The organism is Mycolicibacterium sp. ND9-15 (assembly GCF_035918395.1).
In the GTDB taxonomy this organism is placed as follows: domain Bacteria; phylum Actinomycetota; class Actinomycetes; order Mycobacteriales; family Mycobacteriaceae; genus Mycobacterium.
The window spans coordinates 3,365,892-3,389,968 of the sequence record NZ_CP142362.1; the positions used below are offsets into that span (position 1 = coordinate 3,365,892).

The 24,077-nt window shown below is 66.6% G+C and carries 18 protein-coding genes and 4 pseudogenes; 14 read left to right on the top strand and 8 right to left on the bottom strand.

Annotated features, from left to right (window positions below; all coding sequences use genetic code 11):
• Positions 1-201 precede the first annotated feature (201 nt).
• Together QGN32_RS15980 and QGN32_RS15985 are read left to right on the top strand one after the other, a co-directional pair.
• A complete protein-coding gene (locus tag QGN32_RS15980; protein WP_326545312.1) occupies positions 202-2,163 on the top strand; it encodes an ABC transporter ATP-binding protein in 1,962 nt (653 codons plus the stop codon).
• Positions 2,160-3,980: an ABC transporter ATP-binding protein gene (locus QGN32_RS15985; RefSeq protein WP_326545313.1), complete on the top strand. Its 1,821-nt coding sequence runs from the start codon at positions 2,160-2,162 to the stop codon at positions 3,978-3,980. The genes QGN32_RS15980 and QGN32_RS15985 overlap by 4 nt, the downstream gene beginning before the upstream one ends.
• Before the next feature lie 160 nt (positions 3,981-4,140).
• Here QGN32_RS15985 and QGN32_RS15990 read toward each other — a convergent pair.
• Both QGN32_RS15990 and QGN32_RS15995 read right to left on the bottom strand, forming a co-directional pair.
• A pseudogene (locus QGN32_RS15990) lies at positions 4,141-5,286 on the bottom strand (IS3 family transposase).
• Between the two features lie 182 nt (positions 5,287-5,468).
• Positions 5,469-6,402, bottom strand: a pseudogene (locus tag QGN32_RS15995) (IS1634 family transposase); the annotation flags it as partial.
• Between the two features lie 190 nt (positions 6,403-6,592).
• On the opposite strand from QGN32_RS15995, the gene QGN32_RS16000 reads away from it, so the two are divergent.
• From QGN32_RS16000 to QGN32_RS16010, 3 genes are read left to right on the top strand one after another with little or no spacing between them, the layout of a single operon-like run.
• Positions 6,593-7,588 (top strand): tyrosine-type recombinase/integrase, encoded by a 996-nt coding sequence (locus tag QGN32_RS16000; RefSeq protein WP_326545290.1) that lies wholly within the window; start codon positions 6,593-6,595, stop codon positions 7,586-7,588.
• Positions 7,585-8,538 carry a tyrosine-type recombinase/integrase gene (locus QGN32_RS16005; RefSeq protein ID WP_326545284.1) on the top strand — a complete coding sequence of 318 codons (954 nt, stop codon included), beginning with the start codon at positions 7,585-7,587 and terminating at the stop codon, positions 8,536-8,538. Before QGN32_RS16000 ends, QGN32_RS16005 begins: the two co-directional genes overlap by 4 nt.
• Positions 8,535-9,533 carry a tyrosine-type recombinase/integrase gene (locus tag QGN32_RS16010; protein ID WP_326545285.1) on the top strand — a complete coding sequence of 333 codons (999 nt, stop codon included), beginning with the start codon at positions 8,535-8,537 and terminating at the stop codon, positions 9,531-9,533. The genes QGN32_RS16005 and QGN32_RS16010 overlap by 4 nt, the downstream gene beginning before the upstream one ends.
• Before the next feature lie 123 nt (positions 9,534-9,656).
• Here QGN32_RS16010 and QGN32_RS16015 read toward each other — a convergent pair.
• A pseudogene (locus QGN32_RS16015) lies at positions 9,657-10,228 on the bottom strand (IS1634 family transposase); the annotation flags it as partial.
• Between the two features lie 302 nt (positions 10,229-10,530).
• Between QGN32_RS16015 and QGN32_RS16020 the strand changes: the two are divergent.
• Positions 10,531-10,800, top strand: coding sequence for a hypothetical protein (locus tag QGN32_RS16020; RefSeq protein ID WP_326545314.1), 270 nt, complete (start codon positions 10,531-10,533; stop codon positions 10,798-10,800).
• Positions 10,797-11,474, top strand: coding sequence for a type II toxin-antitoxin system VapC family toxin (locus tag QGN32_RS16025; RefSeq protein ID WP_326545315.1), 678 nt, complete (start codon positions 10,797-10,799; stop codon positions 11,472-11,474). Before QGN32_RS16020 ends, QGN32_RS16025 begins: the two co-directional genes overlap by 4 nt.
• A 134-nt stretch (positions 11,475-11,608) precedes the next feature.
• On the opposite strand, the gene QGN32_RS16030 is transcribed toward QGN32_RS16025, so the two are convergent.
• From QGN32_RS16030 to QGN32_RS16045, 4 genes are all read right to left on the bottom strand, one after another.
• Positions 11,609-12,283 (bottom strand): methyltransferase family protein, encoded by a 675-nt coding sequence (locus QGN32_RS16030; protein WP_326545316.1) that lies wholly within the window; start codon positions 12,281-12,283, stop codon positions 11,609-11,611.
• A gap of 183 nt (positions 12,284-12,466) precedes the next feature.
• Positions 12,467-12,802, bottom strand: a complete 336-nt coding sequence (locus QGN32_RS16035) for a hemophore-related protein (RefSeq protein ID WP_442791716.1) — start codon at positions 12,800-12,802, stop codon at positions 12,467-12,469.
• A gap of 174 nt (positions 12,803-12,976) precedes the next feature.
• A complete protein-coding gene (locus tag QGN32_RS16040; protein WP_326545317.1) occupies positions 12,977-14,356 on the bottom strand; it encodes an NAD(P)-binding protein in 1,380 nt (459 codons plus the stop codon).
• Positions 14,357-15,490, bottom strand: a complete 1,134-nt coding sequence (locus tag QGN32_RS16045) for an alpha/beta fold hydrolase (RefSeq protein WP_326545318.1) — start codon at positions 15,488-15,490, stop codon at positions 14,357-14,359.
• A 116-nt stretch (positions 15,491-15,606) separates the two neighbouring features.
• On the opposite strand from QGN32_RS16045, the pseudogene QGN32_RS16050 reads away from it, so the two are divergent.
• Together QGN32_RS16050 and QGN32_RS16055 are read left to right on the top strand one after the other, a co-directional pair.
• Positions 15,607-16,049: pseudogene (locus QGN32_RS16050) on the top strand (hypothetical protein).
• A 52-nt stretch (positions 16,050-16,101) separates the two neighbouring features.
• Positions 16,102-16,347: a hypothetical protein gene (locus QGN32_RS16055; protein ID WP_326545319.1), complete on the top strand. Its 246-nt coding sequence runs from the start codon at positions 16,102-16,104 to the stop codon at positions 16,345-16,347.
• Between the two features lie 7 nt (positions 16,348-16,354).
• Here the strand turns inward: QGN32_RS16055 and QGN32_RS16060 are convergent, their stop codons facing one another.
• Positions 16,355-17,824 carry a carboxyl transferase domain-containing protein gene (locus QGN32_RS16060; RefSeq protein WP_326545320.1) on the bottom strand — a complete coding sequence of 490 codons (1,470 nt, stop codon included), beginning with the start codon at positions 17,822-17,824 and terminating at the stop codon, positions 16,355-16,357.
• A gap of 170 nt (positions 17,825-17,994) precedes the next feature.
• Here QGN32_RS16060 and QGN32_RS16065 point away from each other — a divergent pair, with 170 nt between their 5' ends.
• The 5 genes from QGN32_RS16065 (at position 17,995) to QGN32_RS16085 (ending at position 24,076) form a co-directional block, all read left to right on the top strand.
• A complete protein-coding gene (locus QGN32_RS16065) occupies positions 17,995-18,729 on the top strand; it encodes an enoyl-CoA hydratase (RefSeq protein WP_326545321.1) in 735 nt (244 codons plus the stop codon).
• Positions 18,729-19,847, top strand: coding sequence for an MBL fold metallo-hydrolase (locus QGN32_RS16070; RefSeq protein ID WP_326545322.1), 1,119 nt, complete (start codon positions 18,729-18,731; stop codon positions 19,845-19,847). Before QGN32_RS16065 ends, QGN32_RS16070 begins: the two co-directional genes overlap by 1 nt.
• A gap of 66 nt (positions 19,848-19,913) precedes the next feature.
• Positions 19,914-21,494, top strand: coding sequence for a serine hydrolase (locus QGN32_RS16075; RefSeq protein ID WP_326545323.1), 1,581 nt, complete (start codon positions 19,914-19,916; stop codon positions 21,492-21,494).
• Complete coding sequence (locus QGN32_RS16080) at positions 21,491-23,881, top strand: cation-translocating P-type ATPase (RefSeq protein WP_326545324.1); 2,391 nt, start codon at positions 21,491-21,493, stop codon at positions 23,879-23,881. Before QGN32_RS16075 ends, QGN32_RS16080 begins: the two co-directional genes overlap by 4 nt.
• 9 nt (positions 23,882-23,890) lie before the next feature.
• The gene (locus QGN32_RS16085) at positions 23,891-24,076 is read left to right on the top strand and encodes an antitoxin (RefSeq protein WP_326545325.1); all 186 of its coding nucleotides are present in this window, start codon (positions 23,891-23,893) and stop codon (positions 24,074-24,076) included.
• Position 24,077 lies beyond the last annotated feature (1 nt).

Below are 24,077 nucleotides of genomic sequence, written 5' to 3' on the forward strand. Positions count from 1 at the left end.
CGACCGCGGCCGTCTCACCTGGTCCGCGGCGCGGGAAGCCGTTGACCTCATCCATTGTTGAGGTTTTACGGTGAATTAATGAGCATGGGACCGCGGAACTGTATTCCAGCGGCGTCTACTCGAGCTTCCGCTGCCGGAATACATTTTCGCGACAGTCCGTTATCCGTTTGCCTCGACGGCCCGCATGGGAAGATGGACTAAGTGGTTGACTCCGTAGACCCCGTCCTCGATGCCCTGCGCTGCGCGCCGGCCATCGCACCGCCACCGCAACGCCGGCGCGCGAGCTCGGACCTGTGGCGGATGCTGCCGTACCTGATGCCGTACCGGGCGCGGTGGATCGCGATGGTGACCGTCGCGGCCGCCAGCCTCGCCGCCACGGTGTCGATCCCGCTGATGACCAAAGCCGTCATCGACGGCCCCGTTCGGCACCAGGACCAGCAGGGTTTGTGGCTGCTGGGCGCCGCCGCCATGGGCGTCGGCATCACCGAGGCCGTGCTGTGGTTCATCCGGCGCTGGCTGGCCGCCCGCGCGACGATGGGCGTCGAGGCCGACATCCGCAAGGACCTCTACTCGCGACTGCAGATCCTGCCGATGAGCTTTCACGGCCGCTGGCAGTCCGGTCAGCTGCTGTCGCGGATCATGAACGACCTCAGCACGATTCGCCGCTTCATGTCGTTCGGATTGCTGTTCCTGTTGCTCAACGGCTTACAGATCGCGGTGGTGACGGCCATCCTGCTGGCGATGTACTGGCCGCTGGGTGTGGTCGTGGTGGTGTCGATCGTGCCGATCACGCTGACCGTCCTGCATTTTCAGCAGGAGTACACGCGGCTGTCGCGGCTGGCTCAGGACCAGGCCGGCCACGTCGCCACCCACGTCGAGGAGTCCGCGCTGGGGCTGCGGGTGGTGAAGTCCTTCGGTCGGGAGGACTACGTCTACGACCGGTTCGACGAACAACTCACCAATCTCTATGACACCCAGATCGATCGGGTGTCGGTGTCCGCGAAGTTCTGGACGCTGCTCGAGGTCATCCCGAACCTGACGTTGATCGTGGTGCTCGGCTTCGGTGCCTACGCCGCCGGCCACGGCCGCGTGACGATGGGCACGCTGGTCGCGTTCATCACGATGATGCTGTCGCTGGTCTGGCCGATCGCCTCGCTGGGCTTCCTGCTGTCGATGACGCAGGAGTCGTTCACCGCCGCCAGCCGGATCGCCGAAATCTTCGATGCGCCAATCGATATCGTTGACGGCCCCGTTGACCGGCCGTCTCGCGGTGGCCGCCTCGAATTGATCGACGTCGGTTTTCGCTTTCCAGACTCCGACAGAGTGGCACCGTCCGGCGAGCCGGACAGATGGACTTTGCGGCATGTCAGCGTCACCGTCGAGCCGGGCAAGACGCTCGCGCTGGTCGGGTTGACCGGGTCGGGCAAGTCGGTGCTGACCGCGCTGCTGTCGCGGTTGTACGACGTCTCCGAGGGGTCCATCCGCATCGACGGCCGCGACATCCGCGAGCTGACCCTGCCCGCCCTGCGCCAGACGGTGGCCACCGCATTCGAGGATCCCACGCTGTTCTCCATGTCGGTTGCCGAGAACCTCCGACTCGGGCGTCCGGACGCGTCTGACGAAGAGCTGGCACGGGCCATCGAGGTCGCGGCCGCGCAGTTCGTCTACGACCTGCCGTTCGGTCTCGACACCCGCATCGGCGAACAGGGGATGAGCCTGTCCGGTGGGCAGCGGCAGCGGCTGTCGCTGGCGCGGGCGATCCTGGCGGCGCCGAAGGTCCTCGTGCTCGACGACACGCTGTCGGCGCTCGACGTGCACACCGAGGCGGTCGTCGAGGAGGCGCTGCGGCGTGTACTGCACTCCGTCACGGGAGTCGTTGTGGCGCATCGTGCTTCGACGGTGCTGCTCGCCGACAAGGTGGCCCTGCTCGAGAACGGCACCATCACCCACGTCGGCACCCACGCCGAGCTGCTGGCCGAGGTCCCGCAGTACCGCTATCTGCTGGCCGCCGATGACCAACTCGACGACGGCACCGAACGGGCATGCGCGTGGGAGGACGACCGGGACCGCAGCCGGCTCGACCACGCCGTCGAGGAGCAGGAGGCGCTGGAACGCGACCGCGCGCGGCGGCGGTTCGCCACCTCGGAGGCCGAGCGCCGATGACGACGACGGAATGGCGCGGCAAGTTCGAAGAACAGCAGGACGACCTGCCCATCGACGAGAGCGTCGACCGACGGCGAGAGGCGCGCGTTCTGCTGGGCTCGCTGCTGCGGCCCTACCGTCTGGCCGTCGCGCTGCTCGCCCTCGTCGTCGTGGTGGAAAATGCGGCGCGCCTTTCGGTTCCGATCCTCGTGCAGCGCGGCATCGACCGCGGCATCCCGCCGATCGTCGAGGGCGGCCCGGCTCACACGCTGCTGATGATCGTCGGCACCCTCGCCGTCGTCGTGCTGGTTCAGGCCACCAGTCGGATCTTCTTCCTGCGGCGCTCGGGCCGCATCGGGCAGAAGGTACTCGTGGAGTTGCGCCGCAGGGTGTTTCGGCACTTCCAGCGCCTCGACATCGCGTTCCACGACCGCTACACCTCGGGCCGGGTGGTGAGCCGGTCCACCAACGACGTCGAGGCCATCCAAGACATGCTGGAGACCGGTTTCGACAGCCTGGTCACCGCTGTACTCACGCTTTTCGGCACCGCGGTCCTGCTCGTCGCGCTCGACTGGCGGCTCGGATTGATGTGCCTGGGTGCGTTCCCGGTGCTGGTCGCGCTGGTGTGGTGGTTCCGCAACGAGTCGACGAAGACGTATCGTCGGGTGCGGGAGAGCGCCGCGCTGGTGATCGTGCAGTTCGTCGAGACGATGACGGGCATCAAAGCCGTGCAGGCTTATCGCCGTGAACCGCGCAACCAGCAGATCTTCGAAGACATCGCCGATCGCTACAAGGATGACAACGAGCGCACCTTCCAACTGCTTGCGATCTTCATGCCGGGCGTCAAGCTCGTCGGCAACCTCACTACCGGCGTGGTGCTGCTCTACGGCGGCTACCGAGTTCTCAACGGCGAGATGACCATCGGCACATTGACCGCCTTTCTGCTCTACCTGCGCATGTTCTTCGAACCGATGCAGGAGATCTCGCAGTTCTTCAACATGTTCCAGTCCGCGGCGTCGGCGCTGGAGAAGCTCGCGGGCGTGCTGGCCGAGCGTCCGGGCATCAAGGACCCACAGCACCCCGGCACGCTGGCCGCGGTGCGTGGGGAGATCGCGTTCCGCGACGTACGTTTCGAGTACGTCCCGGGCCGTCCCGTGCTGCCCGACCTGAACTTCACGGTGGCGGCCGGGCAGACGGTCGCGCTGGTCGGCACCACCGGTGCGGGCAAGACCACGATCGCCAAGCTGATCGCCCGGTTCTACGACCCGACCTGCGGCGCAGTGACTTTGGACGGTGTCGACCTGCGTGAGCTTTCGCAGATCGAACTGCGCCGCCATGTCGTGATGGTCACGCAGGAGAACTTCATGTTCGACGGAACCATCGCCGACAACATCCGATTCGGTCGACCCGACGCCACCGACGCAGAGGTCGCCGCGGCGGCCGAAGCCGTCGGCGCCGACCGGTTCATCGCCGCGCTGCCCAACGGCTACGACACCGACGTGGCCAAACGGGGCGGCCGGCTCTCGGCGGGACAGCGGCAACTGGTCGCGTTCGCGCGGGCGTTCCTCGCCGACCCCGCGGTGCTGATCCTCGACGAGGCGACGTCATCGCTGGACATCCCGAGTGAACGCATGATTCAGCGCGCGCTGGAGACGGTGCTGGCCGACCGCACCGCGCTCGTCATCGCGCACCGACTGTCGACCGTGCAGATCGCCGACCGGGTGTTGGTGCTCGAGCACGGGCGGATCGTGGAGGACGGCGCGCCCGCCGACCTCATCGCCCGCGCCGACGGCCGCTATGCCGCGTTGCACCGTGCGTGGGTGGAATCGCTGGCTTGAGCCTGCTTCCGCGCCGAGATCGAGATGTGCGCGATCTGATGAACTCTTCGCCGCAAGCTAAGTTTCGGCGACGCGGGATCGCCACAGATTCCCGGTCAGTATGGCGAGTCCCCGTTACTGAGTCCACCCGGTTCTAGAATCGGGTTTGTGTGATCCAGGTTCAGTTGATCTCGCAGGCCACCGGGGTGTGGGTGCACCTGCATGCCGCAGCGCACTCGGCTGGCGTGCGGTAGCCCAGAGCCGAGTGCCGGTGTCGGGTGTTGTGTTCGGCCTTGAAGTCCCCGATGACCACGCGGGCCTCGAACAGGGTGTTCCAGTGGTTTGCGGTTGAGGCACTCCTTCCGTAGACGGTTGTTGAATGATTCGATGTACCCGTTGTCCCATGGACAGCCCGGCGGGATGTAGGACATTCCAGCCTTGCCATTGCAAAAGCGTTGCAGCGCTTGAGAAACCATCTCGGGCCCGTTGTCGAGGCGCAGCACCTTCGGTGGCCCGCCAGCCGCAGCGAAGACCTTTGTGAGCTCCTCGACGAGGGCCTCGCCGGTGATGGAGCGATCAACCATGTTCAGCAGCGATTCACGGGTGTGCTCGTCGATCATCGAGGCGATCTTGATGGCCTTGCCGTCGACGGTGGAGTCGAACTGGAAGTCGATCGCCCACACCACCTTCGGTGCATCGGCGACGACGGGCGGGATCGTCGAGACCCCGGCCCGCTTGCGCGGGGAGACCACCTTCACCTGCAGGCCCTCCTCGCGCCACAGGCGGTGGATCTTCTTCTTGTTGACCTCACGGCGCTCGTCGTAGCGCAGCGCCGCCCAGGCACGCCGGAACCCGTGGCACGGGTGTTTGGTCGCGTAGACGCACAGCCAGGCCCGCATGTCGGCATCAGGATCAGCGGGTGTCTGCGCCAGTGGCAGCCGGCGGTAGGTGGAGCGGGCCAGCCCGACGGCTTTGCACGCCAACCGTTCCGACATGCTCAACGTGTCCTTGAGCATGTCCACGGCGCGGCGCTTGGCGGCCGGGCTCAGAATTTTCCCTTGGCGACCTCCCGCAGCGCGTCCTTCTCGAGTTCGGCTTCGGCCAGCAGCCGCTTGAGGCGGGTGTTCTGCTCGCGCAGTTCTTTGAGCTCCTTGGCGCCGTCGATGTCCATCCCGCCGTAGGTACGCCGCCAGTTGTACAGCGTCGCCGGCGAGACCTGCAGTTCGGCGGCGATCTCCTCGCCGGTCTTGCCTTCAGCAGCCAGCTCATCTGCACGGCGCAACTTGCGCACGATGTCCTCCGCGGAATTCCGCTTCCGACCAGCCATGTGTTTCATCGTCCCTTCCGGCCCGACATCGGGCCACAGGACTCTAAAACCTCCCGGTCTCAATCAGGGGGAACACGCCAAGTAGATATGACCGGTCAGCTCGAACTCGGCCAGCGTGTTCGCGATCAGCTCGTGCAAAGCGGCTTTCGTATTAGCCCACCCGGTTCCCGACTTCTATCAAACTAGTGCGCATGTAGGTTCGGGATCTTGGTCAGGATTTCGGCCTGGTCGGGTGGTGGGGGGTTCGGCGGCGGTGAGGGTCTGGTTGCCGGCCTGGATGGTGACGATGCGGTGGCGCCGCGCAGTGCGGACGAATTTCTTGATGCTCCAGCTGGTTTGGTGCTCGATGTAGTGGCTGACGGCCATTGCGGCGACGACGATGCTCAGATGGGCGTCGATTGATTCGCGCAGGTGGTGGTAGATCGGGCGGGCCTGTAGGTCGTGCTTGGACATCCGGAAGGCTTTCTCGACGTGCCAGAGCTGGTGGTAGGCATCGATGACGAACTCCGCGGATTGGTCCGTGAGGTTGGTGGTGTAGCCCTTCCATCCGGCCAGTGCTCGGCTTTTGGCCTCGAGCTCGCGGTTCACAGTCTTGGTGGCGCCGGTCAGCTTGATGAATCGGTTCCGCTTGACCGCGGCGTGCCCCTCGACAGCACGCTGGGCCTTGGCGACCTGTTCATCGATGCCGCGCAGCGTGCGCCGCGCCCGGTCGTGTCGGTACTGGTAGTGGATCACCCGATCCGGGATACCGCGGACCTTCTCCGAGGAACTCGCCGGCCAGGGCTGGGTCAGCACCAGTCCGTCGGGTATCGCCTCGTCGGGATGTTTGTCACGCCACTCACGAACCACATCGGGAAGGAACGGGATCCTCGCGCCGAGAATGTCGGTCAGCCCGGCGGCCTGCAACGCGACCTGGTTGGCCTCGGAGATCATGCCCGCGTCGGCGACGACGGTCACATCGGTGAGCTGGTGGGCGGCCTTGAACGCGTTGATCACCGGCAGCATCGTGGCGGTCTCGGCCCGATTACCGGCGAACGCCGCAACCGACAGTGGCAGGCCGGCCGCGTCGGTGAGCAATCCGAGGGTGATCTGTGGATCCAGCCGTCGTTCCTTGGAGTTATGCCGACGTCGGCATAACTCCAATTATCCCGAGGTCGTGGTTATGCCGAGCCTGGGGCAGTCGTGGTGGTGTTCGTGCAGTTCGGCGGAGGTTTCGAGGCTGGCTCGCGCGGCATAATCGCCCTGCGCGAAGACATGGTGTGTCTTTCTGATGGTGCATTGCTTTGCCTATCAGGAGGAGGAATCCATGAGTCCCACACGCAGTACCGATGCCGGTGATCGTCTGGCGTGGATCGGTGACGTGCTCGTCGAGTACGAACGGTGGCTGGATCGTCAGCGGGGTTTGGCGCCAGTGACGGTTAGCAACTACAGCAAGTCGGTTGCGCAGTTCCTCAGGACAACGTTGACCCAGCCCGCCGAGGTCTCGGTGAGCCTTCTGGATGCCGGCATTGTCACTGCGTTCATGGTCGAGTTCTGCAGCGACCGCAATACGAATTCGGCGAAGTCAATGGCGCGGTCGGTGCGTTCCTTCCTGCGATTCGCCCACGCCACCGGCCGCACATCGGCCGACCTGTCGGGGGCGGTTCCAGTTCCGGCGGGCTGGCATTTGGCGTCGCTTCCCAAGGCAGTACCGGCTGCAGATCTTCAGCATCTCCTGGGTGTCGCGTCACGTCACTGCGGGACTGCTACCGATCGGCGCGATTACGCGATCTTGCTGTTGTTGGCCCGACTCGGGCTCCGCAGAGGCGAAATCGCCGCTCTTGGCCTCGACGATATCGATTGGCGAGCAGGAGAACTCACCATCGTGGGCAAAGGTAGCCACGTGGAGCGGTTGCCGCTGCCATCAGAACCCGGCGAGGCGATCGCGGCATGGCTAGTCGACGGCAGACCAGCATGCGCGACGCGATCAGTGTTTACCACCGTCAAGCCCGCAGGGCGTCCGATATCGACCGCAGTGATCGCTCACCTGGTGGCCGCGGCGTGCCGAGACGCTGGGCTGGAGCGCATAAACGCACACCGTTTCCGTCACACGCTGGCGACGCAGATGCTGCGCTCTGGGGCCTCACTGCCGGAAGTGAGTCAGGTGCTGCGCCACCGCAGTGTGCGCTCCACCGCTATCTACGCCAAGGTCGATGACGTCGCATTGCGGCCCTTGGCCCGGCCCTGGCCGACGATCACCGCGACGACAGATTCCGATGCCGGTCCAGGCATGGCGCGCCCGTGGCCGGGGGCACGGTCATGAAGACTTTGCGCGAGAACGTCATTGACTACCTCGCCACCCGCCGGGCGCTGGGATTCAAACTCGAAGGCCTGAGCAAGCTCCTGCTGAGCTTCGTCGCGTTCTGCGAGGAACGTGGAGCCACCCGGGTCCAGAACGACCTCGCAATCCAATGGGCCACAACCTCTATCAAGGTTCCGGTCAGCGACACCCTCATAGCCCGCCGACTCGACGCGGTGCGGATCTTCGCCCGATACCAGCATGCGTTGGATCCGCTCACGCAGATCCCAGCCGAAGAGCACCGGCCTCGGCGCTACCGGTCGAAGCAGCCAAATATGCTCAGCCAGGACGATATCTGTGCGCTGCTGGACGCGACGAGCGTTCTGGAGCCAGCGTTCAAGGCGCTGACGTGGCGAACATTGATCGGGCTGCTGTCCGCCACCGGGCTACGCCCGGGCGAAGCGTGTCGGCTGGCCGTCAACGACATCAATCTGGCCGGCGGAGTGATTCAGGTGCTGGAGACGAAGTTCGGCAAGTCCCGGCTCGTGTTCATCCACCCGAGCACCGCCACCGTGCTCGCCAACTACCTGCAGTCCCGCCAAGCATGGGTCGGGGCCGGCGCCCACAGCAGCGCAACGGTTTTCCTCAACACCCGGCGCGGACCGATATGTCCTGACCGGCTCAATGTCACATTCCGTAAGATCGTCGCGGCCACCGGATTAGCCACCGCGCCGGGACGCCGGCCGGTCCGTCTGCACGATCTGCGCCACACCTTCGCCGTGACCACGATGATCGACTGGTACCGCGACGGCCAAGACGTTCAAGCGCGACTGCCACTGCTGTCAACCTGGCTCGGCCACGTCGATCCCGCCTCGACCTACTGGTATCTGCAGGCAGTGCCCGAACTGCTCACCCTTGCCGCCGACCGCCTCGACAACGCCGCCGAAGCCTCTGCCGCGAAGGCGACGCCATGACCACCCCGACGCTGAGTTCGCTGCTGCAAGGGTTCTTCACCGACCGGCTGATGCGGCACCTGCGGGCCAGCCCGAAGACAATTGCGGCCTACCGGGACACCTTCAAGCTCCTGCTGACCTTCGCCGCCGACCAGACCAAGAGATCCCCGGCGCAGCTGGCACTCGATGATCTCGACGCCGCGATGATCGGAGCCTTCCTGAACTACCTTGACGCCGAACGGCGCAACAGCACCGCAACCCGCAACGCACGACTGGCCGCGATCCATTCGTTCTACCGCTATGCGCTGCCGCTGATGCCAGAACGCGCTCACACGGCCAGCCAGATCTTGGCGATCCCGCAACGCCGCCATGACCAGGTGACCGTGTCGTATCTGACCAGCACCGAGACCGATGCCCTCCTGGCCGCGCCGGACCGAACCACCTGGTACGGCCGACGTGACCACGCGCTGCTGCTCACTGCCGTCACGACCGGTCTTCGGGTCTCGGAGATCACCACGCTGAGCGTCGGTGACATCACCACCACGACACCGGGAGCCGCCCTGCACACCACAGGAAAAGGCAGAAAGGAACGCAGCACACCGCTGACCAAACCCACCGCTGCCACCCTCCGCGCTTGGCTGCCAGAGGCCGGCGCTGCTGCCAGCAGTCCCGCCTTTCCGACCCAACGCAAGACACCGATGTCAGCAGACGCGGTTCAACGCCTGGTCGCCAAACACGCGGCCGCAGCTGCGAATACATGCACATCGATAGCGGTCAAGCGCGTCACTCCGCACACGCTGCGCCACACCGCGGCGATGGCGCTGCTGCACGCCGGCATCGACACGTCCGTGATCGCCCTGTGGCTCGGCCACGAAAGCCCGGTTACAACCCACATCTATCTGCATGCCGACATGACCATCAAAGAACGGGCCCTCAGCCGCGTCAGCGGACCAAACACCACCCCCGGCCGTTACCGGCCCGCCGACGATCTCATCAACTTCCTCGAACGCCTCTGACCCCCAACACGAGCGACCACGATTATGCCGCGCGAGCCAGCCTCGAAACCTCCGCCGAACTGCACGAACACCACCACGACTGCCCCAGGCTCGGCATAACCACGACCTCGGGATAATTGGAGAACCCGGTTCGCGGAGCCCGTCGCCGGCATCGGTCTCGAAGTACAACGTGCTCACGTCATAGAGCACCAGGCTGGCTGGCCCCAACCGGGCGTGCGCCGCGCACGCAGCTAAAGTGCTTGTCGGAATTCGGGTTTGGCGAACACCGGAAGGCGCCGGTTGAGCGTCGATACGACACTGGCGCCACGCCGGTCTCGTCGATGACGCGCAGTGAATCGGCCTTGCTGGTCGGCTCGATGATTCGCGCCAACACCAACTGACGAAACGCCTCATCACCAGCGGCGGCCTTGTCGAATCCCACATGGGCGTAGGCGGCGCACAACGCATCCCATAGCAGCGCGGACTTCGTGGACGTGATCGGCAACGGCTCGGCCGCCGAGCGTTGGGCCAGACCCAGATCAAGCTGGGCCTGGCCGGCAGCCAGTCGCTGCGCAGCCGCGGCCTTCAGTGCCGCTGCCTCGGCCTCGTCATGCGCCGACCCGATGCTCGATCTGGCGCAACCCCTTACGCGAGGACCACACGATCTGCACCGCGGTCGCGCCCGAGGACGTCTTCACGGTGCGCACATAGGCCACCAAGGCACCCTACGGGCCACCGGCTAGTGCACAAATCCGCACCAGGAAGACAAGAAACAAGCAGGCCACAGACCTACAGAGCTGGCCGACCGCCAACAGTGACAAAAGTCAGGTAAAGACAACATCGCTGAACACTTCGAAGCGCCCCGCGTCGGGATTCTCGAAAGTGAGCTACTTTCCGCCATCGGGCGAGCTAGGGCCATTATCAGCTTCAGAGAAGGTTACTGACGGCCCTCACCAGTCTCCCCGTAGCGAGCGCATTCCTTGGTGTCACACTTATGGCTGTGGTGTTACACTTGCTTATGCCCACGAGCCACCCGCGCCACGCCGTCACTGAAACCGAGGAAATCAGCGACGCCTTGGCGGTGGCACGCCGCACCTGGCCCGAGCTTGCCGACAAACCTGGTGCGCTGCTGCGTCGCCTCATCCTCGAAGGTCGAAACACCCTCGTATACAACAGCACTGAGGAATTCGATGAGCGTCGGCGCGCTGTCGTCGACACCGGCGGTGCCCTGAGCGGAGTGTTCCGAGCCGGCTACCTTGAGGACTTACGCGAGGACTGGCCCGAATGATCGTGCTCGACGCGAGCGTATTGATCGGGCATTTCGAGTCGGCCGATCCGCACCATGCCGACGCCACCGAATTGCTGCTGTACTACGCCGCGGAGCCGTTCGGGTCGAGCGTCGTCACCCTCGCAGAGGTCTACGTCGGTGCGGCGCGCGCGGGTCATGCTGAACGGCTCGCTCGACTCCTGGAACGAGTGAGGGTCGAACCGCTAGATTTGCCGGCCGCAGCCGCTCGCCGCCTCGGCGAAATGCGAGCAAGCACCGGCCTCAAGATGCCGGACTGCTGCGTGCTCTATACCGCAGAACATCACGGCGCCGCCGTCGCCACCTTCGACGAGAGGCTGGCTTCTCGCGCTGCCGACCTTGGACTGGAAGTTGCGCGACGCCGCGACCACAGCGGACCTGAGCTGACTACTCAACCGATCACTGGAGCCGACCTCGCGGCGGGAAGGGTTCGAATTCCAGCGGACACCAAACCTGTGCTGCCCGATACGAAGGGAGTCGTACAGATAGTGCTTCGGGGACTCGACATCGAAGTCCGGTGGGACCCGCGCAACGGGCCCGATCGCCCGCGGTCCGGAGTCCTCGGCGTCGGTAGTGCTCGCCTGGCGTCCGCTGTCGCAGAGAACGAAATACTGACCGTCGCACTGTCGCCGGAGGGCAGAATCGAACTCACCTGACGGGACTGTCGGCCGTCACTTGACGGTGATGCTGCGACCACCCAGGCGGCAGTTCCCGGGACCGCTACGCCCCTGCGGCTTTCTTTATGTGGAGAACTGCGATGTCTCGCGGGAACGAGCCCTCTGCGACGCTGTCACCACACGCCGGGCACCAGGCGGTGGGGAACTTCCTGGGTGTACTCGCGGTAGCCGTCCAGCTCATCCTGAAGCAACTTCTCCTCGTCGCGGATGCGCAGGGCGAGCACGAACACGGCGGGCACGAGGACGAGTAGCCCCCAATAGCTGCCGAGAGCAAGAGGAATGCCCAGTATCAAGATCACATTGCCGGTGTACATGGGGTGACGCACCAGCCCATACAGCCCGGTGGAGACGAGCTTCTGGCCCTCCTCGACCCGCACGACTGCTGCGGCATAACTGTTCTGGATCACCACCAGCGTCACCATCGCGAGTGCGAGCGCGAACAGGACATTTCCGATCAAGCAGATCGCGGTGGGTACCTGCGACCAACCGAAGCGGTGGTCTAGGGCGCTGATCACGAACGCTGACACCAGCGACAGGTACCAGCCGGCAATGAAAGCCTTTTGTCTGGTTCGTGTTTCGGCTGTCGGCCCCGCGCGCATCCGCCGCTTGAGCGCATCAGGATGGGTGCGCAGCAGATACACGCCGGATATGCACGCCGAAAAGGCGAACACCGCCAGGAACAACCACGCCTGCCAGTAGTCGAACGTGCCTGCCACCAGGAACGTGATCAGACCGAATACGACAGGCTCGATGAGCCCGACCAGAATCGGTCTCAGAAGCGCCTTCACACATCCTCCTTACCAGTCCGCCCGACGCACGCTACCAGCGACGCAGGAGGGGGCTGATCTGGTCGGAGAGCGGCGTCGGGGACACGCCCAGCCCGCGCGCAGCGGTGACGCCGTCGACGAGCGTTCGGGGTCCCCGTTTCCGGCCGCCAGGTGTCACCTGCTACGCACGGCCGCTACCCGGGCTCAGAAGTTCTGGCAGGTGTCGAAAATCAGTTGGTAAAGGCCCAGGTACGGCTGATTCGCCGGCATGCTCACGATCTGCTCGGCCATCAGCTGGCGTTGATTCCGCGGTGCGGCGAGGAACTGTTTCACTCCCGACGCCAACATCGGCTCGTTGAGCCTCGCCGCAAGCGAGGGGTCGGCCGCGTTCGCTGCCGCCTGCAACTGGCCGTAGCTGCAGCTTGTGTTCACGGCAGAATCGAGATTGGGCTGTGCCGACGCGATTCCCGTCCCGGCGGTCAACGCCAATGCCAGCCCTCCGAACCCGACAGCCATCTTGTCCAGCGGGAGTTTGATCATGTGTGGACTCTCTCCTCACGAGATTGCAACTGAAACGCTGATTTCATTGACCTTAGTCGCCCGTCGCAACCCTGGCGTTACATTGGCCAGGCCCGCCCCGATGCGTCGACTCTGCGCCCACGGTCCAGTTACCGCATTGAAATGCACCCTACGCGCAGAGTCAACGGCCGAAACCTACGCCTGCGCCAGCAGGGCTTCCAGCTTCTGGTTGACCAGCGGCAACTGCTTGCCGAGCATCGAGATGATTCGATCGCGGGCCCGCGCGCTGGCGCCCGACGTGACATGGTGCAGGGCGTTGAGGCGCGCGCCGTCCACCCACGCCAACATGTCCGGGTCGGAGAACCACTGCAGCTGGTTCTTGTTGAACGAGTACATCATTCGCAACCAGTCGATCGGGTCGTGCGGATAGGGCACCGGCTCGCAGTAGGCATTGCGGGTGTCGTCATCCGGATATGTCGCTTCGACGTGGGCGATGACTGCGGCGCTGAACGTGGGCTGGCAGGTGCGTACGGTCTGCAGGGAGATGTGCTTGCCGTCGAACACCGTCGTCACCGGCTTCTTGCCCAAACCGTCTGCGGTGCAGTCGATGTAGAGCGCCGAGCCCTCGATGTCGCGTACCCCGTCGTCGAGCGTGATGCGTCCCGGCTCGACCGACTGGACCCGCCCCATCCGCACCACGTCGGTGATGCGCCGCAACTCGGCCAGCTCCGCCTGCGACAGGATCGCGCACCGGTACATCGTCGGCTCGACGGAGCGGTCGACGCGCTGCAGACACCCCTTGGCCTCCAGCCGGCCGAACAGATCCGGCAGCGAATCGGCCTCCTGCACCGCGGCCATCTGGTTCGAGAAATCCCGCAAAACCACCTGCGCGAACTGCCGACCTGGCTGAATCGCCGCGCGGTCGAGCACCCACGACTCGCGGGGCTTGATCCACGTCAACCGCTCGGGGCCGATCCCATGCTGCAGCAGCCACAAACACGAATCCATCGCGGTCTTGCCCGCGCCGACCACCACATACCGGTCGCGCGGAGCCCGCATCCGGGGCAAACCGTTCGGGGGCACGAGGTCGACGCCAGGTGCCACCGCGTACAGCGGCGGTTGCATCGACGGCACGATGACCTCGACGTGGCTGTTCACCACCCGGCGCGCCGCCACCTCGATGTCCTCACCGCCGAACGTGCGCACGCGCCCGTCGCCGAAATATTCGCTCATCGGCAGGTACGTCACCCGGCCCGTCGGCAGCAGATCCCGGCGCATCACCGCATCGAAGTAACCGCACACCTCGGCGCCGCTGGCCAGCTCGTAATAGCCGGCGTTGAGCCCGGATTCGTCGACGGCGTCGGTGCCCAGGTGGCGCGAGTTCACCCCGTAGTAGGCCGACGGCTGGTGCAGCCGCACGAACGGGTACGCCGTCGTCCAGTGCCCGCCGGGCTGGTCGTTGCGGTCCACCATCACGACCGTCGCATCCGACTCGTGGACCAACGTGTCGGTGAACGCCAGCCCCATAGCGCCGGCGCCCACGACGAGGTAGTCGGCCTGCAGAGTCCTGCCCATCTAGCGCACGGTATCGAAGAACGCGCGAACGTCGTCGACGAAGAGCTCCGGCTGCTCGAAGGCCGCGAAGTGGCCGCCGCGCGGCATCGCCGTCCAGTGGGTGACGTTGTAGCCGGCCTCGCACCAGCTGCGAGGCGCCTGCATGATCTCCTTGGGAAACGAGGCGATACCGGTCGGCGTCTCGACCCGGTCGAACTTGCCGAAGTTGTTGAAGCTCTCCCAGTACAGCCGCGCCGACGACGCGCCCGAGGCGGTCAGCCAGTACAGCATCACGTTGTCGAGCAGTTCGTCGCGGGTCAGCACGTTCTCCGGATGGCCGTCACAGTCCATCCATGACCAGAACTTCTCGACGATCCACGCCAACTGGCCGACGGGCGAGTCGACCAGCCCGTAGCCGATCGTCTGCGGGCGGGTGGACTGTTCTTTCATGTAGCCCGATTCCCATTGCTGGTAGTACTTGCCGCGTTCGAGCGCCCGCTTCTCCTCGTCGGTGGGATTCTCGAGGTCACCCGGCGGGAAGGCCAGCGGCATGTTCAGGTGGATCCCCGTGCAGTGGCTGATGTCGCCGCCGGAGCGGCTCCGGTGACCGCCGTTGCGCCCGATCTGAGTGGTGACCGCCGCACCCCAGTCGCCGCCCTGTGCGCCGTAGCGGTCGTAGCCGAGCCGGTCCATCAGCGTGTCCCACGCCGCCGCGATCCGCTCGACGCCCCAGCCGGTGCGCGTGGGCTTCCCCGAGAACCCGTAGCCGGGCAGCGACGGGCACACCACGTCGAACCCGTGCTCGGTGAGCGGCTCGATGACCTTGTGGAACTCGACGATCGACCCGGGCCAGCCGTGCGTGATCACCAACGGGAAGGCGTCGGCGTGCGGCGAGCGCTGATGGATGAAATGGATGTCGAGGCCGTCGATCTCGGTGGTGTAGTGGTCGAACCGGTTCAGCGCTTGTTCGCGGGACCGCCAGTCGTAGCCGGCTTCCCAGTAGGCGGCCAGTTCGCGGGTATAGGCCAGCGGGATGCCCTGGCTCCAGTCGTCGACGCACTCGGCTTCCGGCCACCGCGTGCGGGCCAGTCGTGAGCGCAGGTCGTCGAGGTCATCGTCGGCAACAGCGATGCGGAACGGATTGATCGAGGCCATCCCCGGATTTTGTCACGGACCGACGGCGCGAGATCAGCGGTAGACCAGACCGCTCAGCCTGCGCGCCAGGCCGACGGTGCAGCGCTATCTCGACGCACCGTGATAATCGGCGGGTGATGTGGACTCCGACGCTCATCCTGATCGCCGCCACCACGCTGATGGCCTGCGTGCTGTTCGGAGGCGGACTCTACGAAACCGTCGTCGTCGACCCGGCCTGGCCCAAACGGCCCGGGATCATCCAGGCGCACCGCGGCGGAATCTCCCGACGCCGGTTCTGGATCCCGGCGCACACCGCCTTCGAGGTGCTGCTCATCGTGGCACTCGTCGCCTGCTGGAGCGACACAGATGGGCCGCGCTGCTGGTGGCGCTGGTCAGCCATGCGGTGATGCGGGTGTGGTCACTGGCCGACTCCGTGCCCAAGGCGGTGGCGTTCGAGAGGTCGGACCCGGCGGTGGTCGACGAGACCGCGGCGGTGCACTGGACCCGGCGCAGGCTGGCGCGGTTGCCGCTCGACCTCCTCACCTGCGTCGGGATGCTCGTCGCGCTGGCGGTCGCATAGACCTGTCGGTCTGTGGGCATAGCTAAGGCATGAGTGAGGACCGGAACCGATCATGATCTCGCCCGCGGATGTGCGCGGACTGCTGCAGTCCGAGGAGAAAAACGCCGTACTGGTGGTCATCGAGGGTCGCGTCGAAGTGATCGGCGCGGGCCGGCTCGCATCGCCCGACTACCGCGGCGCGCTCGAGGTGGTATCCCGCGACGACCTGGTGCAGCGCATCGGCGAGACACCGTCCGACCGCGAAATCGACGAACAGGCAGCGCAACTCGACACCGCGGTCTCCGAGCTGGGCGGCTGAGCCCGCTTCACAGACCGATCCGCCGGTACCGCGCGAGCCGCGCCGCCAGCCGGTCATCGCCGGGAACCGAACGCAGCAAGTGCAGTTCGTTTGCGACGACGGCCGACAACCGCTGCGTGAACTGCATCGGTTCGTCCGCGGCGTCCGGGTGTTCGGGCACGACGACGTCGACGATACCGTCGCGTAGCAGGTCCGTCGATCGAATGCCCTGGGCCGCAGCCAATTCCGCGGCATGGTCGAGGTCTCGGAACACGATCGCGCTCGCACCCTCCGGCGGCAGCGGAGCCAGCCAGCCGTGCAGCGCGGCCAGCACCCGGTCGGCGGGCACCATCGCCAACGCCGGCCCGCCGCTGCCCTGGCCCAGCAGCACCGACACCGTCGGCGTGTCCAAGGTGACCAGTTCGGCCAGGCAGCGCGCGATCTCGCTCGCCAGCCCACCCTGTTCGGCCTCGACGGTCAGCGCCGGTCCGGCCGTGTCGATGACGAGCACCAGCGGCAGTCGCAGGCCCTCGGCCAACGCCATCCCTCGCCGCGCTTCCCGTAGCGCAGCCGGCCCGACCATGCCGCCGACCAGGCGTTGCTGGCCGAGCACCACCGCCGGTTGACCGCCGAACCTGGCCAGCGCGAGGAGCGTCGTCGCCGCCTCACCCTGTCCCGTTCCCGACAGCAGCACCCGCTCGGTCGTGCCGTGCCGCAGCAGATACCCGACGCCCGGCCGGTCCGGCCGCCGCGACGCCGTCACCGAGTCCCACGCAGGCACGTCGGGTAGCGGCGCGAGTTCGGGCGGGGGAGGCGGCGGATCCGGCTGGTCCGCGAGCACCTTCAACGAGCGGTCCAGCGTCGCGCGCACCGCATCGAGCGGGACGACGCCGTCGATCACGCCGTGCCGGTGCAGGTTCTCGGCGGTCTGGATCCCCTCCGCAAACGGCTCTCCGTAGAGGTGCTCGTACACCCGCGGCCCGAGGAAACCGACCAGCGCGCCCGGTTCGGCCCCCGTCACGTGCCCCAGCGATCCCCAGGACGCGAACACCCCGCCCGTCGTGGGGTGCCGCAGATACACCAGGTACGGCAGATGTGCGCGCTTGTGCAGCTCGACGGCCGCGGCGATCTTGACCATCTGCAGGAACGCGACCGTGCCCTCCTGCATCCGGGTGCCGCCCGAACTCGGCGACGCCAACAGCGGCAGCCGCTCGGCGGTCGCCCGCTGCACCGCGGCCGTGATCCGCTCGGCCGCCGCGACCCCGATGGAGCCGGCCAGGAAGTCGAACTCGCAGGCCACCAGCGCGACGCGGCGGCCGAACACCGTCCCCTCACCGGTCAGCACCGACTCGTCCACGCCGCTGGCGGCCGCCGCGGTCGCCAGCTCCCGGCGGTAGGACGCGTCGGCGGTGACATCGAGGGGCGTGGCGTCCCAGCTGACGTACGAGCCGGCGTCGAGCACCGCCTCGCGCAGCTGTACCGCCCCGATCCGGCTCACCCGGTGAGGTTAACCCGGGCCGGTACGGCACGCTTCGGTCGATTAGGCGCCCGAGACCGACGTTCTGGCTGGTATCCGGCCGTCGAATCGACCATTGCGTCGGTTTCGAGAGCGGTGGCAGCGTAGCTATGGGCGCGTGCGTCCAAACGAGGCTCGCTAGGCTTGCGCACATGATTGGTGTCACCCGCGACGGCCACGTGATGACCCTGGAGATGCAGCGCGCCGAGCGCCGCAATGCCCTGAACGTCGAGTTGGTCGACGGTTTGCGCGAGGCGGTCGAGAAGGCCGCCGCCGAGGATGTCCGCGCGATCGTGCTCACCGGCGCGGGCCACGTCTTCAGCGCGGGCGCCGACCTGTCGGACCCCTCAGGAGTGGCCGAGCAACTGCCCGACAAGGCTAAGGAACTGAACTTCGCGATCGACAGAGCGCCGGTGCCGGTCATCGGCGCGATCAACGGTCCCGCGATCGGGGCGGGTGTCATCCTCTCCATGATCTGCGACCTGCGCGTCGTCGCACCCGACGCCTACTTCCAGTTCCCCGTGGCGAAATACGGCTTGGCGCTTGACAACTGGAGCATCCGGCGGCTGACCTCGCTGGTGGGGGCGGGCCGGGCGCGGGGCATGCTGCTGGCCGCGGAGCGCCTCACCGCCGACGTCGCGCTGCAGACCGGGATGGCCAACCGCATCGGCACACTCGCCGACGCCCAGGCGTGGGCCGCTGAGATCGCCGGGTTCGCGCCGCTGGCGCTGCAGCACGCCAAGCGAGTGCTCAACGACGACGGCGCCTACGAGGACGCCTGGCCCGAGCACCAGGAGTTGTTCGACAAGGCGTGGGCCAGCCAGGACGTCATCGAGGCACAGGTCGCGCGCATCGAGAAACGCCCACCGAGGTTCCAGGGCGCCTGATGATCCGGGCAGCCCTGCGTCTCGGCTTCGGCACGGCCTCGCTGCTGGCCGGTGGCTGGCTGGTGCGCGCCCTGCACGGCGCGCCGGCGGCGCTGGGCGCCGGGCCCGCGGAGATCGAACCCGTGGCACGGCGCTCGTCGAACTACCGCGAGGGCGTGTTCGTCAACATCGAACCGGCATCGATGCTGAGCATCGACCAGGAGCAACAGCGACTGCTGGTGCGCGAGTTGATCGGATCCCGCAACGCCGCCAGGCCGGGCGGAACGATCCCCGTCGTCACACCGTCTTCCACCGAACCCGCCTCGACGCGGTTGTCGGCATGCTGGTTCGGCCACTCGTCGGCGCTCGTCGAACTCGACGGCTACCGCGTGCTGGCCGACCCCGTGTGGAGCCGCCGGTGCTCGCCGTCGGCGACCGTCGGCCCCGAGCGCATGCACGAGGTGCCCGCACCGCTCGAGTCGCTGGCCGCCGTCGATGCCATCGTGATCAGCCACGACCACTACGACCACCTCGACATGGAGACGATCGCCGGCCTCGCGCGGACCCAGCGCGCACCGTTCGTCGTCCCGCTCGGCATCGGCGCCCACCTGCGCAAGTGGGGGATCCCGGAGAGCCGCATCGTCGAGCTCGACTGGTTCGAGGGCCACACGATCGGTGAGCTCACCTTGATATGCACCCCGGCGCGGCACTTCTCCGGTCGCGCGTTCTCCCGCAACACCACGCTGTGGGCGTCCTGGGTGATCATCGGGCCCCGGCACCGCGCCTTCTTCGGCGGCGACACCGGGTACACCAAGAGCTTCGCCCAGATCGGGATGGATCACGGACCGTTCGACCTGACGCTGCTGCCCGTCGGCGCCTACCATCCCGCCTGGCCCGACATCCACATGAACCCCGAGGAGGCGGTGCGCGCGCACCTCGACGTCGCCGAGGCGGACCGGGGACTTCTGGTGCCGATCCACTGGGCCACCTTTCGGCTCGCCCCACACCCGTGGGCGGAACCGGTGGAGCGGCTGTTGCGGGCCGCCGACGCGGAGAAGGTGCAGCTTGCGGTGCCCAAGCCGGGTCAGCGGGTGGCGACGGACGCGGCGCCGCCGCTGGATCCATGGTGGCGGTTCTAGCTCCTGGGGCCGGCCACTCGCGGTTCGCGTGCAACAACCGCCCGTTCGGCGGTTACGGTTCAGGTCATGAACGCACTGGCGAGGGTGGCCGTCGCGGGACTGCTGCTCGTCGCGGGTTGCGGAGCGGAGCCACCCGAACCCGCTCCGCCCGCCTCGCCCACCGCGCAGCCCGACGCTCCGCCACCGCTGGTGCCCGCGATGCCGCTGCCCCAGAACGCGGTCGACAACGCGGTGGCGAAACTCGACGGCATCGCCCAGGACCTCATGAAGAAGTCGGGCATCCCCGGGATGGCGGTGGCCGTCGTCCATGCTGGAAAGACCGTGTACGCCAAAGGCTTCGGCGTGCGCGACGTCAAGACCCGAGAGAAGGTCGACCCCGATACCGTCTTCCAGCTCGCGTCGGTGTCGAAATCGCTGGCGGCGACGGTCGTCGCACACCAGGTCGGGGTGAACGCGGTGCAGTGGGACACCCCGATCGTGTCCGAGCTGCCGTGGTTCGCGCTGTCCGACCCGTTCACCACCCGGATGGTGAGCGTCGGCGACATGATGTCGCACCGTTCCGGGCTGCCCGACCACGCCGGTGACATGCTCGAAGACCTCGGCTACGACCGCAGGCAGGTGCTCGACCGGCTCCGCCAGCTTCCCCTGGACCCGTTCCGAATCTCCTACGCATACACGAACTTCGGCTTCACCGCCGGAGCCGAGGCGGTCGCGGTCAACGCGGGCAAACCGTGGGAGGTGCTCGCCGACGAGGTGCTGTTCGACCCGCTCGCCATGGACGCGACGAGCTACCGGTTCACCGACTACGAGGCCGCGACGAACCGCGCCGTCGGCCATATCCACGTCGACGGGCGCTACGAACCCTCCTATGTGCGCGACGCCGACGCGGAAGCGCCCGCGGGCGGAGCGAGTTCGTCGGTCAACGACATGACACGCTGGCTGGCCATGGTGCTGGCCGACGGCACACATGACGGTAGGTCGATCGTCGACCCGAAGGCGCTGCTGCCCGCGCTCACGCCGCAGATCGTGTCGAGTCCGGCGACGGAACCCGCGATGCGGTCCGGCTTCTACGGATTCGGCTTCAACGTCTCGGCTTCGTCGGCGGCCCGCATGGAGATCAGCCACTCGGGCGCGTTCCAACTCGGCGCCGGAACGAACTTCGTGATCCTGCCGTCGGCCGACGTGGCGATCGTCGCGCTCACCAACGCCACGCCCTCGGGGGTGCCCGAGGCGTTGACCGCCGAGTTCGCCGATCTCGTGCAGTTCGGCGAGGTGCGCGAGGACTGGTACGGCCTCTACAGCGGGGTCTTCGCCAAGATGGACAAGCCCGTCGGGTCCTTGGTCGGCAAGCAGCCGCCGGCCAATGCCGCGCCGCCGGCGCCGTTGGCGTCGTACGTCGGTACCTATGGCAACGACTACTGGGGACCCGCCCGGGTCACCGAACGTGGCGGCCGGCTCCGGCTGGCGCTGGGCTCCAAGCTCGACGTGCCGCTCACCCATTGGTCAGGCAACACTTTCACGTTCGAGTTCGTCAACGAGAACGCCCCTCCGGGAACGGTATCCACCGCAGTGTTCGATTCAGTCGACGGCAACAAGCTCACCCTCGAGTACTACGACACGTTCAAGAAGGGGACGTTCGTCAAGTGACCACCGCACCCGAAGTTCAGGCCGTCGGGCTGACCGACGCCGAGGTCGCGCAACGCATCGCCGAAGGCAAGACCAACGACGTACCGACGCGGGCGGCGCGCAGCGTATCCGAGATCGTCCGGTCCAACGTCTTCACCCGCATCAACGCGATTCTCGGCGTCCTGCTGGTCATCGTGTTGTCCACCGGATCGGTGATCAACGGGGCGTTCGGACTGCTGATCATCGCCAACAGCGGGATCGGCATCATCCAGGAGTTGCGCGCCAAGCGGACACTGGACAAGCTCGCGATCGTCGGGCAGGCGAAACCGTTGGTGCGCAGGCAGTCCGGCACGAAAGCCGTGAGCCCCAGCGACGTCGTGCTCGACGACATCATCGAACTCGGGCCCGGCGACCAGATCGTGGTCGACGGTGCGGTGGTCGAAGAGGCCAACCTCGAAGTCGACGAGTCGCTGCTCACCGGGGAAGCCGACCCGATCGCGAAAGACCCTGGCGACCAAGTGATGTCGGGCAGCTTCGTGGTCGCCGGCACCGGCGCCTACCGCGCCACCAAGGTCGGCCGCGAGGCGTACGCCGCCAAGCTCGCCGAAGAGGCCAGCAAGTTCACCCTGGTGGACTCCGAACTTCGCAGCGGTATCAACAAGATTCTGCAGTTCATCACGTACCTGTTGATTCCGGCCGGGCTGCTGACCATCTACACCCAGTTGTTCACCACGGAGGCCGGCTGGCGGCGTTCGGTCCTGGCTATGGTTGGGGCACTGGTTCCGATGGTGCCCGAAGGGCTGGTGCTGATGACGTCGATCGCGTTCGCGGTGGGCGTGATTCGGTTGGGCCGCAGGCAGTGTCTGGTCAACGAACTTCCCGCCATCGAAGGCCTGGCCCGCGTCGACGTGGTTTGCGCCGACAAGACCGGCACCCTGACCGAAAACGGGATGCGCGTTTCGGGTCTCGAGAAGCTGGACGAGTCCGACGTCGGGAACATACTGGCGCAGCTCGCCGCCGACGACGCCCGACCGAACGCGAGCATGCAGGCCATCGCCGAGGCCTACAAGATGGCTCCCGACTGGTCGGCCGCGGCCATCGCGCCGTTCAAGTCGGCCACCAAATGGAGCGGTGCCTCGTACGGCGAGCACGGCAACTGGGTCATCGGTGCGCCCGACGTGCTGCTCGAGCGGGGCTCCCCCACAGCGGACCAGGCCGAGCAGATCGGCGCGCGCGGGCTACGGGTACTGCTGCTCGGGGCCAGCGACCTGCCCGTCGACCACCCCGACGCACCCGGTCGCGTCACACCCGCCGCGCTGGTCGTGCTCGAGCAGCGGATCCGCCCGGATGCTCGTGACACCCTCGATTACTTTGCCTCACAGCGGGTGTCGATCAAGGTCATCTCCGGTGACAACGCCGTTTCGGTGGGGGCGGTGGCCGGTTCGCTGGGGCTGCACGGTGAGTGCATGGACGCCAGGAACCTGCCGGAGTCCACCGACGAGCTGGCCGATGAGCTCGAGTCGCACACCACGTTCGGCCGGGTCCGCCCCGACCAGAAGCGGGCCATGGTCCACGCCCTGCAGTCGCGCGGGCACACGGTCGCGATGACCGGCGACGGGGTCAACGACGTGCTTGCGCTGAAGGACGCCGACATCGGTGTCGCGATGGGCTCGGGTAGCTCGGCTACGCGGGCGGTGGCGCAGATCGTGCTGCTGGACAACAAGTTTGCGACGCTGCCGTACGTCGTCGGCGAGGGCCGCAGGGTGATCGGCAACATCGAACGCGTCTCGAACCTTTTCCTGACCAAGACCGTGTACTCGGTGCTGCTGGCGGTCCTGGTGGGCCTAGCGGGCCTGGCATCCAGATTCTTCGGCACCGACCCGCTGCTGTTCCCGTTCCAGCCGATCCACGTCACGATCGCGGCGTGGTTCACGATTGGTATCCCGGCGTTCATCTTGTCGCTGGCGCCGAACAACGAGCGAGCGCATCGCGGGTTCGTGCGCCGCGTGATGACGGCGGCCCTGCCGTCGGGGATGGTGATCGGCATCGCGACGTTCACCACCTACCTGGCCGCCTATCAGGGGCGAGAGGCGGCGCCGGAGGAGCAGACGCAGGCGTCGACCGCGGCGCTGATCACCCTGCTGGTCGCCGCGATCTGGGTGCTCGCCGTGGTGGCGCGGCCCTACCAGTGGTGGCGCGTGGGGCTGGTCGCGGTCTCGGGCCTGGCCTACGTCGTGATCTTCTCCATTCCGCTGGCGCAGGAGTTGTTCATGCTGGACATCTCCAACGTCAAGACGACGTCGATCGCGCTGGTGATCGGGGTGGTGGCCGCGGCCGCGATCGAGGTGATCTGGTGGGTGCAGGGAATGGTCCTGGGAGAGCGTCGACGCCTGTGGCGGGCCGAGTAGGGTGGGTCCATGGCGTTCCTCGACAAGGTGAAGAATCTGCTGGCCCGCAACGCCGACAAGGTGGACACCGCCATCGATAAGGCCGGTGACATCGTCGACCAGAAGACCCAGGGTAAGTACACCCAACACGTCGACAAGGTGCAGGACGCGGCAAAGAAGTACGTCGACAAGAGCAATCCGCATAACCCTCAGTAGT

What these genes read in the sequence shown, in the direction of transcription:
- QGN32_RS15985 (WP_326545313.1), top strand. Translation starts at nt 2,160, where the DNA reads ATGACGACGACGGAATGGCGCGGCAAGTTCGAAGAACAGCAGGACGAC.
- QGN32_RS16000 (WP_326545290.1), top strand. Translation starts at nt 6,593, where the DNA reads ATGAGTCCCACACGCAGTACCGATGCCGGTGATCGTCTGGCGTGGATC.
- QGN32_RS16005 (WP_326545284.1), top strand. Translation starts at nt 7,585, where the DNA reads ATGAAGACTTTGCGCGAGAACGTCATTGACTACCTCGCCACCCGCCGG.
- QGN32_RS16010 (WP_326545285.1), top strand. Translation starts at nt 8,535, where the DNA reads ATGACCACCCCGACGCTGAGTTCGCTGCTGCAAGGGTTCTTCACCGAC.
- QGN32_RS16020 (WP_326545314.1), top strand. Translation starts at nt 10,531, where the DNA reads ATGCCCACGAGCCACCCGCGCCACGCCGTCACTGAAACCGAGGAAATC.
- QGN32_RS16025 (WP_326545315.1), top strand. Translation starts at nt 10,797, where the DNA reads ATGATCGTGCTCGACGCGAGCGTATTGATCGGGCATTTCGAGTCGGCC.
- QGN32_RS16035 (WP_442791716.1), bottom strand. Translation starts at nt 12,802, where the DNA reads ATGATCAAACTCCCGCTGGACAAGATGGCTGTCGGGTTCGGAGGGCTG.
- QGN32_RS16040 (WP_326545317.1), bottom strand. Translation starts at nt 14,356, where the DNA reads ATGGGCAGGACTCTGCAGGCCGACTACCTCGTCGTGGGCGCCGGCGCT.
- QGN32_RS16045 (WP_326545318.1), bottom strand. Translation starts at nt 15,490, where the DNA reads ATGGCCTCGATCAATCCGTTCCGCATCGCTGTTGCCGACGATGACCTC.
- QGN32_RS16055 (WP_326545319.1), top strand. Translation starts at nt 16,102, where the DNA reads ATGATCTCGCCCGCGGATGTGCGCGGACTGCTGCAGTCCGAGGAGAAA.
- QGN32_RS16065 (WP_326545321.1), top strand. Translation starts at nt 17,995, where the DNA reads ATGATTGGTGTCACCCGCGACGGCCACGTGATGACCCTGGAGATGCAG.
- QGN32_RS16070 (WP_326545322.1), top strand. Translation starts at nt 18,729, where the DNA reads ATGATCCGGGCAGCCCTGCGTCTCGGCTTCGGCACGGCCTCGCTGCTG.
- QGN32_RS16075 (WP_326545323.1), top strand. Translation starts at nt 19,914, where the DNA reads ATGAACGCACTGGCGAGGGTGGCCGTCGCGGGACTGCTGCTCGTCGCG.
- QGN32_RS16085 (WP_326545325.1), top strand. Translation starts at nt 23,891, where the DNA reads ATGGCGTTCCTCGACAAGGTGAAGAATCTGCTGGCCCGCAACGCCGAC.